This window comes from Pseudodesulfovibrio thermohalotolerans (assembly GCF_021353295.2).
In the GTDB taxonomy this organism is placed as follows: Bacteria; Desulfobacterota; Desulfovibrionia; order Desulfovibrionales; family Desulfovibrionaceae; genus Pseudodesulfovibrio; species Pseudodesulfovibrio thermohalotolerans.
The window spans coordinates 81,621-97,100 of sequence record NZ_CP120635.1; the positions used below are offsets into that span (position 1 = coordinate 81,621).

The 15,480-nt window shown below is 61.8% G+C and carries 19 protein-coding genes; 11 read left to right on the plus strand and 8 right to left on the minus strand.

The window, feature by feature from the left end; translation table 11 throughout:
* The first annotated feature begins 19 nt into the window (after window positions 1-19).
* Window positions 20-232, plus strand: a complete 213-nt coding sequence (locus LF599_RS00400) for a hypothetical protein (protein ID WP_129586516.1) — start codon at window positions 20-22, stop codon at window positions 230-232.
* A gap of 125 nt (window positions 233-357) precedes the next feature.
* Here LF599_RS00400 and LF599_RS00405 read toward each other — a convergent pair whose 3' ends face one another.
* Window positions 358-2,178, minus strand: a complete 1,821-nt coding sequence (locus LF599_RS00405; RefSeq protein ID WP_279521854.1) for a recombinase family protein — start codon at window positions 2,176-2,178, stop codon at window positions 358-360.
* A 56-nt stretch (window positions 2,179-2,234) separates the two neighbouring features.
* Here LF599_RS00405 and LF599_RS00410 point away from each other — a divergent pair, with 56 nt between their 5' ends.
* Window positions 2,235-2,663, plus strand: coding sequence for a magnesium chelatase subunit ChlI family protein (locus tag LF599_RS00410; RefSeq protein WP_319023425.1), 429 nt, complete (start codon window positions 2,235-2,237; stop codon window positions 2,661-2,663).
* Window positions 2,664-3,054: 391 nt separating this feature from the next.
* On the opposite strand, the gene LF599_RS00415 is transcribed toward LF599_RS00410, so the two are convergent.
* The 5 genes from LF599_RS00415 to LF599_RS00435 are packed head-to-tail and all read right to left on the minus strand — an operon-like array spanning window position 3,055 to window position 6,484.
* The gene (locus LF599_RS00415) at window positions 3,055-3,414 is read right to left on the minus strand and encodes a response regulator (protein WP_269940702.1); all 360 of its coding nucleotides are present in this window, start codon (window positions 3,412-3,414) and stop codon (window positions 3,055-3,057) included.
* 1 nt (window position 3,415) lies between these two features.
* Complete coding sequence (locus LF599_RS00420) at window positions 3,416-3,790, minus strand: NifB/NifX family molybdenum-iron cluster-binding protein (protein WP_279521855.1); 375 nt, start codon at window positions 3,788-3,790, stop codon at window positions 3,416-3,418.
* Between the two features lie 23 nt (window positions 3,791-3,813).
* Window positions 3,814-4,692, minus strand: coding sequence for an ATP-binding protein (locus LF599_RS00425; protein WP_269940704.1), 879 nt, complete (start codon window positions 4,690-4,692; stop codon window positions 3,814-3,816).
* Window positions 4,680-5,549, minus strand: coding sequence for an ATP-binding protein (locus LF599_RS00430; protein ID WP_269940705.1), 870 nt, complete (start codon window positions 5,547-5,549; stop codon window positions 4,680-4,682). The genes LF599_RS00425 and LF599_RS00430 overlap by 13 nt, the downstream gene beginning before the upstream one ends.
* Window positions 5,546-6,484, minus strand: coding sequence for a DUF134 domain-containing protein (locus tag LF599_RS00435; RefSeq protein ID WP_269940706.1), 939 nt, complete (start codon window positions 6,482-6,484; stop codon window positions 5,546-5,548). Before LF599_RS00435 ends, LF599_RS00430 begins: the two co-directional genes overlap by 4 nt.
* Window positions 6,485-6,717: 233 nt before the next feature.
* Here LF599_RS00435 and LF599_RS00440 point away from each other — a divergent pair, with 233 nt between their 5' ends.
* Window positions 6,718-7,161 carry a PACE efflux transporter gene (locus LF599_RS00440; protein WP_279521856.1) on the plus strand — a complete coding sequence of 148 codons (444 nt, stop codon included), beginning with the start codon at window positions 6,718-6,720 and terminating at the stop codon, window positions 7,159-7,161.
* A gap of 2 nt (window positions 7,162-7,163) precedes the next feature.
* Window positions 7,164-7,802 (plus strand): LysE family translocator, encoded by a 639-nt coding sequence (locus LF599_RS00445; RefSeq protein ID WP_279521857.1) that lies wholly within the window; start codon window positions 7,164-7,166, stop codon window positions 7,800-7,802.
* Window positions 7,803-8,130: 328 nt separating this feature from the next.
* Here LF599_RS00445 and LF599_RS00450 read toward each other — a convergent pair whose 3' ends face one another.
* On the minus strand, window positions 8,131-8,301 hold the full coding sequence (locus tag LF599_RS00450) for a helix-turn-helix domain-containing protein (RefSeq protein ID WP_269940708.1): 171 nt from the start codon (window positions 8,299-8,301) through the stop codon (window positions 8,131-8,133).
* Window positions 8,302-8,518: 217 nt separating this feature from the next.
* Here LF599_RS00450 and LF599_RS00455 point away from each other — a divergent pair, with 217 nt between their 5' ends.
* On the plus strand, window positions 8,519-10,024 hold the full coding sequence (locus tag LF599_RS00455) for an MltF family protein (RefSeq protein ID WP_279521858.1): 1,506 nt from the start codon (window positions 8,519-8,521) through the stop codon (window positions 10,022-10,024).
* 103 nt (window positions 10,025-10,127) lie between these two features.
* On the opposite strand, the gene LF599_RS00460 is transcribed toward LF599_RS00455, so the two are convergent.
* Entirely contained in the window at window positions 10,128-10,388 is a 261-nt protein-coding gene (locus tag LF599_RS00460) for an RNA recognition motif domain-containing protein (RefSeq protein ID WP_279521859.1), read from the minus strand.
* Between the two features lie 348 nt (window positions 10,389-10,736).
* Between LF599_RS00460 and purD the strand changes: the two genes are divergently transcribed.
* The 6 genes from purD to LF599_RS00490 all read left to right on the plus strand — a co-directional run bounded on the left by purD (window position 10,737) and on the right by LF599_RS00490 (window position 15,387).
* Window positions 10,737-12,014 (plus strand): phosphoribosylamine--glycine ligase, encoded by a 1,278-nt coding sequence (gene purD / locus LF599_RS00465; protein WP_279521860.1) that lies wholly within the window; start codon window positions 10,737-10,739, stop codon window positions 12,012-12,014.
* A gap of 321 nt (window positions 12,015-12,335) precedes the next feature.
* Window positions 12,336-12,818 carry a 5-(carboxyamino)imidazole ribonucleotide mutase gene (purE, locus tag LF599_RS00470; RefSeq protein WP_279521861.1) on the plus strand — a complete coding sequence of 161 codons (483 nt, stop codon included), beginning with the start codon at window positions 12,336-12,338 and terminating at the stop codon, window positions 12,816-12,818.
* A 152-nt stretch (window positions 12,819-12,970) separates the two neighbouring features.
* The gene (locus tag LF599_RS00475) at window positions 12,971-13,495 is read left to right on the plus strand and encodes a hypothetical protein (RefSeq protein WP_279521862.1); all 525 of its coding nucleotides are present in this window, start codon (window positions 12,971-12,973) and stop codon (window positions 13,493-13,495) included.
* A 1-nt stretch (window position 13,496) separates the two neighbouring features.
* The gene (locus LF599_RS00480; RefSeq protein ID WP_279521863.1) at window positions 13,497-13,994 is read left to right on the plus strand and encodes a hypothetical protein; all 498 of its coding nucleotides are present in this window, start codon (window positions 13,497-13,499) and stop codon (window positions 13,992-13,994) included.
* Between the two features lie 4 nt (window positions 13,995-13,998).
* A complete protein-coding gene (locus LF599_RS00485; RefSeq protein ID WP_279521864.1) occupies window positions 13,999-14,745 on the plus strand; it encodes a hypothetical protein in 747 nt (248 codons plus the stop codon).
* Between the two features lie 42 nt (window positions 14,746-14,787).
* Complete coding sequence (locus tag LF599_RS00490) at window positions 14,788-15,387, plus strand: glycosyltransferase (protein ID WP_279521865.1); 600 nt, start codon at window positions 14,788-14,790, stop codon at window positions 15,385-15,387.
* The last annotated feature ends 93 nt before the right edge of the window (window positions 15,388-15,480 follow it).

Consider the following 15,480-nt stretch of genomic DNA (forward strand, 5'->3'; position numbering starts at 1 on the left):
TGAGCATGAAGAAGAAATTATGCAAGACCAACGAACGTCGGCCATGGGATGTGCTCAACTGCTCAAAATCATGCTACCTGGCAGCGCCCCGTGGAAGCAGGCCAAGATGAAACGCCACGAATTCGAGGCACTCCTCCTTGAGATGCCCGACGGGTTCACGGAATATGTCTCCAAGGAAGCCGAGGTCGAGAGGCTGCTTGAGGCCGTGTTCGGCAAGGACAGATTGAAGTGAGGAGTGGCGGTTACCATGCGGCAACCTCCTGAATTGCCCAAAGAAGACCCAAAAAGCCATTTCCAGCACAGGGCAAGGAGAATTGAACGCCTCAAGGGTCTTTCTGTGGAAAATGTAGCCGGTTTTTACAGTTGCTTTGATCGAGTAGCTATCCACTTTTGCAAGTCCTCAAGATCCCAGTCATAGTGTGTCTGCTCCGGTGGAGCGGGAGTTCCATCTAGCTTAACAAATGGACCACCTGCTACAATGGATTCAGGCGGTACGGATTTTTTATAAATGAATCTTTGCCAGACGACCTTTTCATTTACTCTTCGTGGCGGTGGACAGAAACATGCATAATATAGGGTCCTGTCAGGCATATCTGTATGTTCGCCACCGATTTCAAAAACAGCTACCCGATCTGGGAAAAAAGTAATTTTGCGGACAACCCGTCTCAACTCGGCGGTCAACTCCCCGCGAAGTCTTGACGCTTCTTCTTCATCTGCATTTTTCAACTTTTCGGCCAAGGCCGTGATGTTGGACTGCCTTTTTTTGATAGACGGCTTTACCTGGCTTTCTGCAAGTCGATCTTCAAGGTCTAGGATTCTTTCCTTACAACCCCTAACGTCCTCGTGCATGTCCCGGATGCGTTGCTCGACTTGCGGGATGGAGTCGGCCCCGAAAGACTCGACTAGCTTGTCCAAGGTTCTCGTGCTTTCCGCTAGTTCGGCTTGCGCCTTTTTCAGTTCCTCCTGAAGGTCCGGCTTATGGATTGTCTTTTCCTCGCCGATGGAGTCCAGGTCGATTTCTCGCAGGAGGCCATCAAGGAGCGCTTGTTCAATCCGGGCATACTGGTGGAATGAGGCGTGTTCACAGTTCGTCCCGCGACTCCGGCCATCACAAACGAGATATTTGTCTTTGGGACGGGCAGTGCGCAAACGCATGGCACACCCACACAATCCGCAACGAGCGACTTTCCTGAAAATATTGGTCACAAACCCCTTTTTCCCCTTCCCTCCCGTGTCGGGCTTCAATTTCCTCCGCTTGGAAGCAGCCCTTGCCCTAAGCCATGTCTCCTCGTCAATCACCCGGGGCCAGTAGCCATGTACGGGGTCGCCGAACGGAACCCGCTTCCCCCCTTGGCGTTTACCACCAGTGTACGGCTGGTATTCACCTAAAACCGATCTTTCATCGACGATTTTGCCAACGTATGAAGCCGACCAACCATTCTTGGAACGGCCCCAAGTCGGAATCTTCTCTTCGTTAAAACGCATGGCGATCATGCGTCTTCCGTACCCGGTGATCGTCTCCGCGAACATCCGCTTGATTAACTCAGCCCTTTCCGGGATCAGGATGTATTTGCCCTGGTCAGCGGAATACTCGACCCACGCCGGATGGAGACCGCCGATCGGGACCCCCCTTTTAGCCAAACGGTGCTTGTTGTCCCACATCGCACCGAGCCGTTCGGATTTCCGCTCGGACTCCTCGTTCGCCCTCGCCATGATCCCGAGGCAAATTAGCAGATCACTGAAATTGTCGTTGATGTTCTCGTGAGTGTATGTTTTCCCGTTTTCAAGAGTATGGATTTTTATGCCCGCGCGGACGATCTCACGGAAAACGTCGAAAGCGTCCAGAACCTTGGCGCGGGAAATTCGGTCCAACGACTCGACGACTAGGACCGAACCGCATGGGATTTTGCTTTCGCGAACAAGAGACAGAAACTGTCCCAGCGCCCCTTCGGTGACGTTGGCCGAGGTGTATGCCGAAACACCAAGGTCCCGCAGATCATCATCGAGAACAAGCCCGTTGGCTTTCACGTATCTATGTGTCGCCTCAAGTTGCCTTCGCAAGCTGTCGCCATGAAGCTGTTTTTTTGACGACATCCTTATATAGCTGTATGCCTTTGTTTTTTTCTTGTTTGATTTTGACATGTCTAGCATGTTAATATGTTGTCCAAATAAAAACAAGTCCCTGTCCGTGCGGTTACCTGTCCGACGAGACCCACCCGTGCACCTGCACGCCGTTGGCCGTGCAGCGGTATCGGGGCAAGATTTCCGGTCCGCTGCTCGATCGCATCGACCTGCACGTGTCCGTGCCCGCCGTGCCCTACGAAAATCTCCGGCAGACCCGCTCCGAAGTGGACTCCGCCACCATGCGCGCGCACATCCTTTCCGCGCGCAGCATCCAGGCCGAGCGGTACAAAGGCCGACACTTCAGCCTCAACGCCGAACTGGACGGCGCGGCCCTGGAAGAGTTCTGTTCCCTGGGCGAAGCCGAGCACCGCTTCCTGCGGCAGGCCGTGGAAAGTCTGGGCCTCTCCGCCCGCGCTTATACCCGCGTCCTGCGCATATCCCGGACCATCGCCGATCTCGCCGAAGACAACGCCATCCGCGCCGAGCACCTGGCCGAGGCCATCAACTACCGAAGCATGGACCGCGAAGGCACGGTTTGAGGGGGCCTCCGGCGGCTGGGGGAAGGGAGGGAAAAACCCTTTGAAAAGGGTTCTTTCCCTCCCTTCCCCCAGACCCCTATCCCTCCCTTTTCCCAAACTTTTTGTTTGCCTTCGGCAGGTGTGCAGGAGCGATTTCAAGGTTGTTCCTTATTGGTTCAGCCTTTTTTCGTGTTCGTTGGTAAGAGTTCTTGAAAAATAAAATGCCTTCCTTCCGCGAAGCGGCGGCAAAAAGTTTAGGAAGGGAAAGGAGATGGGGGGTCCGGGGGGAAGAGGAAAGGGAAAGCCCTTTTCAAAGGGTTGCCCTTTCCTCTTCCCCCCGGCCGCCGGAGGCACCAAAAAAAAGGCCCCCCGCACACGCGGGGGGCCTTTTTCATTCGATCATCCGTCGGGACTAGACGCCGGACAGGCGGTTGGCGAGTTCGGTTCCGTCCTGGGCGGCGGGGTTGGCGGGCAGGGCCATGAGAACCCCGTAGCCTTCGGCCGCCTCGTGGAAATCCTCTTCGCTCATGGAGGTGACCACGGCGGTGAGGGTCATGGCCGAGACCATGAGGATTTCGCGGACCAGGTCGAGGGGCTTGTGGTCGGGCAGGTTCTCGTCGATGACCACGAGCGCCGGGGACTTTGCGGACACCCGTTCCAGGGTCGCGGCTCCGGAGGAAGCCACGTCCACATCCTGTCCGGTCTTGTCGGCCAGGGCCTTGGAGAAGGCGGCCAGCTCGTCCGGGCGGGTGGTTGCCAGCACGATGGACATGTTAGTGTCCGCCGCCGCAGGTCTGTTCAACAGTGAAGACCGGCAGGGAGTCGTGCAGGAACGCCTCGACGGCGGCGTGCACGGTGGGTGCGCCGGAGCCGTGGTAGACCTGGATGCCGACCTGGTTGAAGCCCATGAGCGGGCGCATACCCATGCCGCCGGAGATGAGGGCCTGGACGTTGTTGTCGGCCAGGTAGTTCACGGGGGCCATGCAGCCGCCCTGCACATGGGGGCAGCTCGGGACCACGGAGACCTCTTTCACTGCGCCGTCCTCGACGTCGACCAGGGTGTACATGGCGCAATGGCCGAAGTGGGCATCGATGGAGGCGTCCATGCCGCCGGGAGCGGCGGAGGGAATTGCGATACGCGTATTCACTGTAAAAACTCCTTACAAATAAGTTAATTGCATGTATCCAGAAGGGCCAGGACCCCGGCCCAGGACGTCTTGAGGGTTTCGGAAAGCTCCGGGTTGTCCGTCTCGGTGAGGACCTTGCGATCGAGCATGGCGTCGACCACGGCGCGATCGTGCGGGAACCGTCCGGCCAGGGTGTAGCCCTTGCCGAGACTCCACTGTTCGATCTCGTCGGTCATGCCCGGGTTGATGTCCCACTTGTTGACGAGCACGGCCACCTTGGTGCGGAACCTGTCGCACAGTTCGGCCACGCGCTTGAGGTCATGCAGGCCGGACGGGGTGGGCTCGGTGACGATGACGGCCAGGTCGGTTCCTGCCATGGAGCTGATGACCGGGCAGCCTATGCCGGGCGTGCCGTCGCAGAGCACCAGGTCGAGGCCTTTTTCCTCGGCGATGGTCCTGGCCTGCTGCTTGAGCAGGGTGACCAGGCGGCCGGAGTTTTCCTCGCCGGGGAAGAGCTGGGCATGGACCATGGGGCCGAATCGGGTGTCGGAGACATACCATTGTCCGCAGTGCTTTTCCGGGAAGTCGATGGCCTGTTCCGGGCAGAGGGCCACGCAGACCTTGCACCCTTCGCAGGCCATGGGCGCGACGCGGTAGACGTCGCCCGCCTCGTGCACGGCGTCGAACCGGCACAGTTCGGCGCACTGGCCGCAGCCGATGCAGCGGGCCGGGTCGATGATCGCCTCGTGGCCGGAGTTGAAGGCGTTTTCGGATTTGAGCTGCGGGTCGAGGAGCAGGTGCAGGTCCGGGGCGTCCACGTCGAGATCACAGAGAATGGCGTTTTCCGCGAGATGGGCGAACGCTCCGGCAATGGAAGTCTTGCCCGCGCCGCCCTTGCCGCTGATGACCACTATTTCGCGCATGGTTCGCCTCCCTGGGCTGCCGCAGTGCGCATGTGTTCGCGCAGATCGACGAAGGTTTGTTCCAGTTCCCTGAGCGCGTCCGCGATGACCTCGCCTCTGGAGTACGCTTCGGCGATTTCCCGGGAGTAGGGGATTTCGGCCCAGACCGGGATGTTGTTCTCGCGGCAGAAGTCCAGCACGGTGGCGTCGCCCAGATCGGACCTGTTGATGACCGCGCCCATGGGTTTGTTGAGCGGGGTGAAGGCTTCCCAGGCGAGCTTGAAGTCGTGGAATCCGAAGGGCGTGGGTTCGGTGACGAGGACGATGCAGTCCGCGTCGGTCACGGCTGCGATGGCCGGGCAGCTCACGCCCGGAGGGGCATCGATGAGGATGTCTCCCTGTTTCTCCAGTCCAGGGAAGAGGTGGCGGATCTGGCGCATGAGCGGCGGGCTCATGGCCTCGCCCACGCGCAGCCGACCCATGACGAAGTCGTGCCTTCCGGCCGTGCCCCGGCAGATCTCGCCCAGTTCGCGGCGGCCCGGGAAGAGCGCGCCTTCGGGGCACACGGCCAGGCAGCCGCCGCACCCGTGGCACATCTCCGGAAAGACGAGCAGGGTGTCGGCCATGACCGTGATGGCTTTGAACTGGCACAGGTCCGCGCAGGCCCGGCATCGGGTGCACTTGGACTCGTCGGCCTCGGGAACCTCGATCCAGGCCTTGCGGATGTCGGTCAGCTCGGGCTTGAGGAAGAGGTGGAGATTAGGTTCCTCCACATCGAGGTCCACCAGGGTGGCGGGTCCGTCCCAAAGGGCGGCCAGGGACGAAGACACCGTGGTCTTGCCCGTGCCGCCCTTGCCGCTGGCGACGGCGTAGATCACTTGTTGCCTCCGGCCTGCGCATTGGGGGAGTCGGCCATGTTGACCTGGCCCGCCATGTATTTTTCGACCGCTTCGCGCACGGTCATGTTGTCAACGTCCTGGCCGATGCTGATGCCCGCGGCCTGAAGGGCGGTGAACGCCTTGGGGCCGACGTAGCCGGTCAGCAGAACCTTGGCTCCGGCGTTGGCCACGTTCTCGGCGGCCTGGATGCCCGCACCCTGGGCCATGGCCTGGGAACCGCCGTTGTCCACGTACTGAACCACGGTCATGGTTTCCGGGTCCACAATGGCGAAGCCGCCCGCCCGTCCGAAACGGGGGTCGACGCGGTCTTCCAGGGTGGGACCTTCGGTGGTCACTGCTATCTTGTTCATGGTTGCATCCTTGATTTGCTGTTGCGTTCCGGAGCCTGTCGCGGCTCCACGGCCCTGGCCCGCACCGGGCCCGGTACCCATGCCCTGGCCGCCCATTCCACGGCCCTGGCCCATACCCATTCCACGGCCCATTCCGCGGCCGCGACCGCCCATGCACCTTCCGCCGCCGCCTGCGCCGCGCGGTCCGGTTCCATCCATTCCTGGCATACTGTCATCTCCAAGTGTTTCGGACTGTTCGTCCCGTGACATTTTGGGGCATTCCCAGGCTTCTCGTGCAAGGGTGTAGTGGCCGCCCTCTATGCGGATGGCGTGCCCCTCGGCAAGCGCCGTGGCCACAATGCGCCGCGCCGCGCCGAGCACTCTGCCGAAAGTGGCCCTGGATACGCCCATGGCCTGCGCGCCCTCCTCCTGGGTCAGCCCTTGGGCGTCGGCCAGCCGAAGCGCCTCCAGCTCTTCCAGGGTAAGGGTCGCGTTTTGCAATTCGTGCATTGGGATGCCCTGCGGCTTGTAGTATGTCGCTTCGGGCTCCTGTTGCACGGTCCGCCTGATTTTCCGTCTTCCCATCGGTCCTCACTCATATGAACAGTTACACAAATGAAGATACGCTCGGATATCCGGGAGTCAAGGGGAAAAGTGAGCATATGCCCAAAAAAACACCAAACGAGGATAAATCGGGAATGAAGGAAGGGGATTCGGAAGAGAGGGAAGCGGGGGAGGGCAGTTCCAGTCGTCTCGGTGGGGGCAAGACCGGGCATCCCCGTGGACAAGCGGTTCAAGCGGGTGTATTCACCTGGGTCATGCGAACTCCTGCGGATCGGCTCCGCCATACCATACTCTTCGAGGTCATCGGTCTCGTCACCTGCACCCCCCTGGCCTCCTGGGCGCTCGGTCGCGACCTGTTGCGCGTGGGCGTCATGTCCATGATAATTTCCCTCACGGCCATGGTCTGCAACTATCTGTTCAACCTGGCTTTCGATCACGCGCTTGAGCGCTTGGGCCATCCGGTGAATGTGCGTCCGCCCTGGCTGCGCGTTGTGCACGCCGTGCTTTTCGAAGCGAGCCTCATGCTGCTGACCGTGCCCTTCGTGGCCTGGTGGCTCGATCTTTCCCTGTGGGCTGGGTTCCTCACGGAAATCGGTTTCGCCGTCTTTTTCCTGGTTTACGCCTATATCTACAACTGGGCATATGACGCGTTTTTCCCCATGCCCGTGGCATCCACAATCGAAACGGCAGGAGACTAGCCATGTTCGGCGTCCATGACTTCCTTCTTTTCGTCCTTTCCGGTCTGCTCTTGAACATCACCCCGGGCCAGGACGTTTTCTATGTCGTCAGCAGGGGCGCGTCCCATGGCTGGAAAATGGGTTCGGTGGCCGCTCTTGGAGTGTGCACCGGCTGTTTTGTGCACGTCTTCGCGGCCGCCCTCGGTTTGTCCGCCATCCTCGCAACCTCGGCCATGGCCTTTACCGTGGTCAAATTCGTGGGCGCGGCCTACCTCATCTGGGTCGGCATCTCCATGTGGCGCAAGAACGGCAGCGGCAACGGCGGGGAAACGGATGAATTCTTTCGGGTGAAAGCGAGCAAGGTCTACGCCCAGGGGTTCTGGACCAATGCCCTCAATCCCAAGGTCGCCCTGTTCTTCATGGCGTTTCTTCCCCAGTTCGTGACCGTGGACGCGCCCAACAAGCCGCTTGCCTTTCTTCTGCTCGGCATGGTCTTCACCTGCACCGGCACCCTGGTCAATCTTACCTACGCATGGTCCGCCGCGCGCGTTTCCGCCAAGCTCGGAAAGAACGGCTCCTTCGGCACCTGGGCCAAGCGGGCCGCCGGCACCTTGTTTGTCGGCCTGGGCATCCGTCTGGCCATGTCCGATTCCGTGGGCTAGGACCGTTTTTCGCGGACAGCCTTCCGAGAGCTTCCGGCATGTTCCGCCGGGGCGTCTATTGCCGCTTGCGCATCGCCGTTCCCGGCGTTTCGTCGACCGTCGGTCCCATACAGGGCCCGACGGCGTCTTTTTTTTACAGCCATGCGACGACGTTTCCGGTCATATCTGCGCGGTTTGCGGATCAGCGCCGACCGGCCGCGTGGGGAAGTGGGCATGTCGGCCGGGTAGGGGGTCGCGTTTCCAGAAACGGGGAAGCCCCGGTCTCGGGGGCTGAGACCGGGGCTTCATCATCAAGAGGAGGTAAGGCAGGGGTGTGACTATCGGTTATCTAGGCGGGTTCGTAGTAGCACCGCTTGGGCGAGACCACGCTCCCTTCTTCCTTGAGGACCTTTATGACCTTGGAAATTTCTTTGCTGTCCACATCGAGGGCTTTGGCGACGTCGCCGGGACGAACCGGCTTTCCGGCCTCCCGCATGGCTTTCAGGACTTTATCTTTCATTGGAATGCTCCCGTTGTTGTGATTTGATATTAAGAATCATTCCTGAAACGAGCACTTTTGTCAACAGAAAATAGGAGCGGTTGCCACGGATTGGACAAAAAAGTTAGGATTGAAGCCAGCCCAGGCCCTTGCCGGGTGTTTTTCGACCTTTCAGCCAAGGAGCACCATGCTCGAATCACCCTTCATATCAGGATGGGGAATTCCCATTGGAATCGGCTTGTTGCGATCGAATGCCGGGGCGTGGGCCGAGGCTCGCGGACCGCATTTCGCGGACGCATGGCGGAAAGGCGTGTTGCGCTTTCGCGGGGCGGCATTGCTGGGGTGCGTCATCTGTCTGATTCTGGCGGTGTGGTCCGTACCGGCCCGGAGCGCCGAACCGGCGGGGAAGGCCGGGGAGCGGGTGCGCCAGTCGTGGAAGGGAGACCTCTCGCAGATCATGGAAACGCGTCGGCCCATCCGGGTGCTGGTGGTCTACAACCGGACCAACTTCTTCATGAAGGAAGGGGTGATGCGGGGGCTTGAAGCGGACAAGATGCGCGCCTATGAGGAATATCTGGGCAAATCTTACGGGAAGGATATGGTGCGGGTGGTCTTTGTGCCGGTCCCCTTCAACGAGTTGTTTTCGGCCCTGCGGGAGGGCAGGGGCGACATTGCGGCGGCGGCCCTTACCGTGACCGCAGAGCGGAAAAGGGACGTGGCGTTTGCCGCTCCCTATCGCACCGGGATTCGCGAGATCGTGGTCGGCGGCCCCGGAAGCCGGGAACTGTCCTCGGCCGAGGCGTTGTCGGGCCTCAAGGTGACGGTGCTGGCGGGGTCGAGTTATGCCGAGCATTTGTCGGACCTGAACGCGCTACTGAAAAAACGGGGAAGCGCGCCGGTGCGCGTCAGGGAGGCCGACGCCCATCTGGCCACCGAGGACCTGCTGGAGATGGTGGCCGGGGGACTGATCCCGTACACCGTGGCCGACGAATTTCTGGCCCGGCAGTGGGTGAAGGTCTATCCCGAGCTGCGTCTCAACCCGGACGCGCTGGTCCATTCCAGCGGCGAGCTGGCCTGGGCCGTGCGCAAGGACTGCCCTGAACTGCGCGAAAGCCTTTCCGGGTTCGCGGCCACCGTGCGGCAGGGAACCCTGCTCGGAAACATGCTTTTCAAGCGGTATTACGGGAGCGGCGAGTTTATCGGCGACCCCACGGCCCCGGTGGAGATCGGCAAGCTCAAGCCCATGGCCGATCTGTTTCGCAAGTATGCGGAGATGTACGATTTCGACTGGCTCAAGATTGCGGCCCTGGCCTACCGGGAGTCGCGTTTCGACATGAGCCTGACGAGCCGGGCCGGGGCGGTGGGCGTCATGCAGATCAAGCCCTCGACCGCGGCCTGGTCAGTGGTGGGCATCCCGGACGTATCCACCCTGGAGAACAACATCCACGCCGGGGTCAAGTATCTGCGCTATCTGACGGACAACTACTTCGCGGACGCTGCCCCGGAGGCGAGGATGGATTTCGCTCTGGCCGCCTACAACGCCGGTCCCAACCGGATCACGCAGGTACGCAGGCGGGCAAAGGAAATGGGTCTTGATCCCAACCGCTGGTTCGGCAACGCCGAGTGGGCCGCCTACGACCTTATCGGCCGGGAGACCACGGCTTACGTGGCCCAGGTCCTTATGTGCTACGTGGCCTACAAGGGAGCGGAAGAAGTCCTGACAAAGCGGCGCGAAGCCCGGTGACGGGACGCACGACACAAGTCCGGGCGCGTGCGGCGCGTCCGGGCGCATGACCAGACCCCGGGCGGCGGACCGTCCGGGAGCGGCGGGCAGTCTCCGAACCCGGTTAGTACCTGGGGCGTGGGGCGCGCGGTTTGGCTTCGTTGACCTTCAGGGGTCGTCCGGACATCTGGTAGCCGTCCAGGGCCTCGATGGCCGCGGCGGCGTCAGCGTCCGACATTTCCACGAATCCGAATCCGCGGAAGCGGCCGGTTTCATGGTCCTGAATGAGTTTTACGGAAGAAACGGTGCCGTGGGACGCGAACAGGTCGCGCACGTCGTTCTCGGTTGCGCCGAAGGGAATGTTGCCGACATAAATGCTTTTCATGACAAAGAGGCTCCAACAAAAGTAATTCTGCGAACGGGGAAGGGTTGTGATCGCCGGGTTCCGGACCGTGAGCCCGAAGGGTTGCCGACTGCTCTTCCCCGCGCCATTTCCGCGTCCCGGACTCACACGGCCAAGCCATTGGGAGTACGGGATTACCTTAGCCATTACGACGAGTTGCAATTTTCGTCAACAGGGTGAAGCGTTTTTTGTCGACCCGGACCCGTTCCTTTCCCGGAAATCCAATGAGGGCGCGGCATGGCGGGCCGGAACCCGGCGGCCATAGTCCTTGAAAAATGGCGCGATTTTCCTTACACCGTGAACATCCCGAAAACAGACTGGAGGGGAACGATGAAGATTTTGGTTGTCGGTTCCGGAGGCCGTGAGCACGCCCTGTGCTGGAAGCTGGCTCAGAACCCGAACGTGGAGACCGTCCTTTGCGCCCCGGGCAACGGCGGCACCGCCCAGGTGGGCGAGAATATAGATGTGAAGGACGACGACATTCCGGGCCTGGTGGCTCTGGCCAGGGACAACGAGGTGGACCTCGTTGTGGCCGGACCCGAGCTGCCGCTGGTGCTCGGCCTGGAAAACGCGCTCAGGCAGGAGGGCATTCCCTGCTTCGGGCCCAACGCCTTTGCCGCCAACCTGGAAGGCTCCAAGGCGTTCTCCAAGAACGTCATGGCCGAGGCGGGCGTGCCTACCGCGCCCTTCCGCGTGTTCGACGAATATGAGGACGCGGTGGCCTTCATCAAGGAAAAGGGCGCGCCCATCGTGGTCAAGGCCGACGGTCTGGCCGCAGGCAAGGGCGTGGTCGTGGCCACCTCCGAGGAGGAGGCGCTGGAGGCCCTGGATGAGATGATGGTCAAGAAGGTCTTCGGCTCCGCCGGGGAACGCGTGGTCATCGAGGAGACCCTCAAGGGAGAGGAAGCCTCCTTCCTTTGCTTCTGCGACGGCGTGAACTACGCCATGCTCCCGTCCAGCCAGGACCACAAGGCCGCCTTTGACGGCGACACCGGCCCCAACACCGGCGGCATGGGCGCCTATTCTCCAGCCCCCATCCTGCCCAAGGAAAAATACGCCGAGACCGCCGAGCTGTGCATCAAGCCCATCCTGCGTCATCTGGCCGCCAAGGGGGAGCCGTTCAAGGGCGTGCTTTACGCCGGGCTCATGTACACCGAGAACGGCCCCAGCGTGCTCGAATACAACGTCCGTTTCGGCGATCCGGAATGCCAGCCCCTGCTGATGCGCCTGGAGACCGATCTGCTTGAGATCATGTTCGCCTGCATCGACGGCAAGCTCGATCAGGTGGAGGTCCGGTCCACCCCGCAGACCGCCTGCGGCGTGGTCGTGGCCGCCGAGGGCTATCCCGGCTCCTACCCCAAGGGCATGGAGATCACCGGCATTGACGAGGCCGACGCCATGGAAGGAGTCAAGGTCTTCCAGGCGGGCACCAGGCTGGAGAACGGCAAGATCGTCACCTCCGGCGGCCGGGTGCTCTGCGTCACCGCCTTGGGCGACGATCTGGCCGCCGCGCGGGAGAGGGCCTACGAGGCCGTGGCCAAGGTTCACTTCGACAAGAGCTTTTATCGCCGCGACATCGCCGACAAGGGCTTGAAACGCGCCGAATAATCTGGAAGAAAGGCAAGGGGGAAACTTTTTCGAAGGTTTCCCCCTTGCACTCTCCCCCTCATGACTATTGGCGTTGCGTCGCCGGGAGGGGGGCCGGGAAGCGGATGCCCGGCAAGACGGCGCAGGGGCGCAAGCCTCTCCGGCAACTGTTTCTGCACAAACGATTTTCCGGCCTTTTCCATTCTTGCCGATCGCGTTGAGCCGTTTTCGGAAAGAATGGAAATGGGATTCGGCGGAAGGGAAGAGGGAAGTTCTTTTTCGGAGGATTTCCCGCGTTCCGTTTTCCTCCGGCGGCCGGAGGCACCTACAAAGGAGCATACGATGCCGCAGGTAGTTATTTTCATGGGGTCCATTTCGGATGAGGAAAAGATGCGTCCGTGCTCGGACCTGCTCAAGGAGCTCGGTGTTGACCACGTGTTCACGGTTTCCTCGGCTCACCGCACGCCGGAGCGCACCGCCAGGCTGGTGGAGGAGTTCGAGGCCGACGGAGCGCAGGTGTTCATCTGCGCGGCGGGGCTGGCCGCGCATCTTGCCGGCGCGGTAGCGGCCAAGACCACCCGGCCGGTGCTGGGCGTGCCGCTGTCGGCCTCGGCGCTGGGCGGCATGGACGCGCTGTTGGCCACGGTGCAGATGCCTCCGGGCTTCCCCGTGGCCACCCTGGCCCTGGACAAGGTGGGCGCCAAGAACGCGGCCTGGCTGGCGGCGCAGATTCTGGCCCTGCATGACGAAGATCTGGCCGGAAAGATCAGGGCCGCCCGCGACGGGTTCAGGGAATCCGTGGAAAAGGCGGCGGCGTCCCTGTAGCCGGTTTTAGGACCTTTCGCCGGAGCGGCAATGCGGCGCGCCGGACGAACCTCGCGGCCGGGCCGTGCGGTTCGCCCGGCGTCCGCGCGTTTGAGATTGGCGGACGTCTTGCCCGGCACAGGGCTTTCACGTAATGATCCGGGACAGGCATCATGACGATATCCAAGAATCAGCACAGCGCCGAAGGGGTGCCGGAATACAGGTCCGGCAAGGCCTCCAGACGGTTTCTCCGAAACCTGGTCTGGGTGCTTGTCATCGGCGGCCTGTTCCTGGGCGGCCAGGGGGTGCGCTATTGCCTGCACTACGCCCAGCTTGAGCGGATTCGCGAGGAGACCGACAAGCTCTACAGGTCCGTGCTCGGCCCGGACATTGGCGGTTCGCCTTTCGGACGGTTGCAGTTCGAGCACGGCAAGCTGCTGGCGTCCCGGCGCATCGGCCTGGACCCGTTGTCCGTGCTGGCTTCCTTGAGCCAGCCCGCGAGCGAGGGAGTCCGCGTCGACGCGGTGGACCTGACCGGCGCGCGGGGCCGGGTACGCGGCTTTTACAGCGGCGACGAGGCCGGGTTCATGCAGTACGTGGAGAAGTTGTCCGACGACGACCGATACCTTTTTTCCGTATACAAGATAGTCGAGCTGGGCGGGGGCGTGTCCTTCAGCCTGAGCGTGGAGTCCAAGTAGCATGGCCCGGAAACGCGCGACATACCCCTGGAGCGGATGGCCGCCCGCTTCGCAGGAGCGGCTGTTCAAGTACGCCCTGTTTTTTGTGGCCGGGGCGTTCTTCGCGGTCTTTGTGGGGGCGAACCTGTTCACCGGTGCGCTCGGTCAGCAGATCGAGGCCCAGAAGACGCAGTACGGGCTGGTGGTGCCGCTGGTGCGGGAGATCAACATCCTGCGGGCCGCGCAGGGGGATTTGGTCCGGCAATCGCCCGAGAACGCGGTTCGGCGCATTCTCGACGACCGTTCCCTGAACGACTACGCACGGTCCGTCGAGTCCTTGCGGTTTGCGGAGGATCAGGAAGGCGTGCGGGTGGTTCTGGAAGGCCTTACCGTCATAATGCTTACTGATTTTCTGCAGGACGTGCGCGACAGGGCTGGTCTCCAGACGCCCGAGTTCAAGTTGACCCGCAACCTCGGGGAGCCCCGCCTGGCGGACGTGCTCCTCGTGCTGGCGAGGTAGGGCCATGGCCGCGTCCCATTCCAGACACTCTTCCCTGCCTGGCCGCATCCTGGCCCGTCTGGTGCTGATGGGCATCGGCTTCGTCCTCGGGGTGGCCCTGTTCATGCCCTGGGACAAGGTCTGGGCTTCTGCTCTGACCCGCCTGGACGCGAACATGACGGCCGTGGGACTGACCTGGAGCTCCATTGACCGCGACGGGCCGTTCGGTTTCCGCGTGCGCGATTTCAAGATTTCCGCGGCCCAGACCCCCGGCAGGCTCCATTTCGAGCACGCCTATGTGACGGTGGGATTTTCGCCCCTGGCCAGGGTCAGGCTCGACACCGGCGGCTCGCAGTGTCACCTGGAGCTGTTCTCCAACGGGGTATTTGACTTCGAAGGGGACCTGGACCTGACCTATCTGCTCGGCAACAGCGACCTGAAAGGGGTGGTGCACGCCTCGGGCAGCCTGTTCCTGCCCGAAGGGGCGCGGCTGCCCAGAAAGGGCTGGATGGACGTGCGGTCGGCGCAACTGGTCCTGCCCGGCGGCAAGCTCGTCGAGGACCTGGCGTTCACCGCTGAAATCAGGAACGGAAACATGGACGTGCGCGACTTTTCCATGCGCCTGCCCCTGAACTACAAGTCTTCGGGCACGGCCGTCATCGACCCGGACGACTTTTTCCGAACCAGGTTCGATCTCAAGGGAGACATGATCGTGGGCCGGAAGACCTTTCCCTACGAAATGCGCGGCACTCTGAGCGACGCCATTTGGTAGGCCCTTGTTTTCAAAACGCAAATCGTCTGCTAGAGCAATCCCATGAAGATAGCCGTCATCCATGAAGACGCCGCAACCCTGCTGGCCGGTTGCGGGACGTTGCTGGCGTCCATGGCCGCCCTTGGGCATGAGGTCAACGCCGTGGCCCCGGCCGGAGAGCCGGACGTCGCCGACGGTTTCGAGTCGCTGGGCGCGGAATACGCCATGTACCCCCTCGTCCCGAACGGTCTGACGCCCGTGAGCGACATCGGCACGCTGCTTCACCTCAAGCAGGTTTTGTTTCGCATCCGGCCCGATCTGGTCCTGTCCGCAGGGCTCAAGCCCATGGTTTACGGCCCCCTGGCCGCGCGCATGGTCTGGGTGGGCGAAACGAAGAAGGTCTTCACCCTGGCGGACGAACCCGGAGCCGCTCTTGATGGCGGCGGGCTCCGGGGACGGTTGTTTGCCGCTCTGGCCAAACCCATGTTCCGGGCCGGGTTCCGCTCCTGCGACGGGATATGTTTCCGGTCTGCCCGGGCCGAGTCGTTTTACCGAGGTCTAGACGTGCTTCAGCCGGACGCTCGTACCGTGGTCGTAGACCGAGACGGCCCGGAAATGGACCGCGCCGTGCTCGACTTCATGGGCCTGACAGCGACCGATTGATTGTACAATCGTGTTGGCAGCGTCTTGCTCCATAGTGTAGGCTTGGGACGCGTTCTTCGTTGAAGGCGCGCCTGAACGCCAAACGCAAAGGAG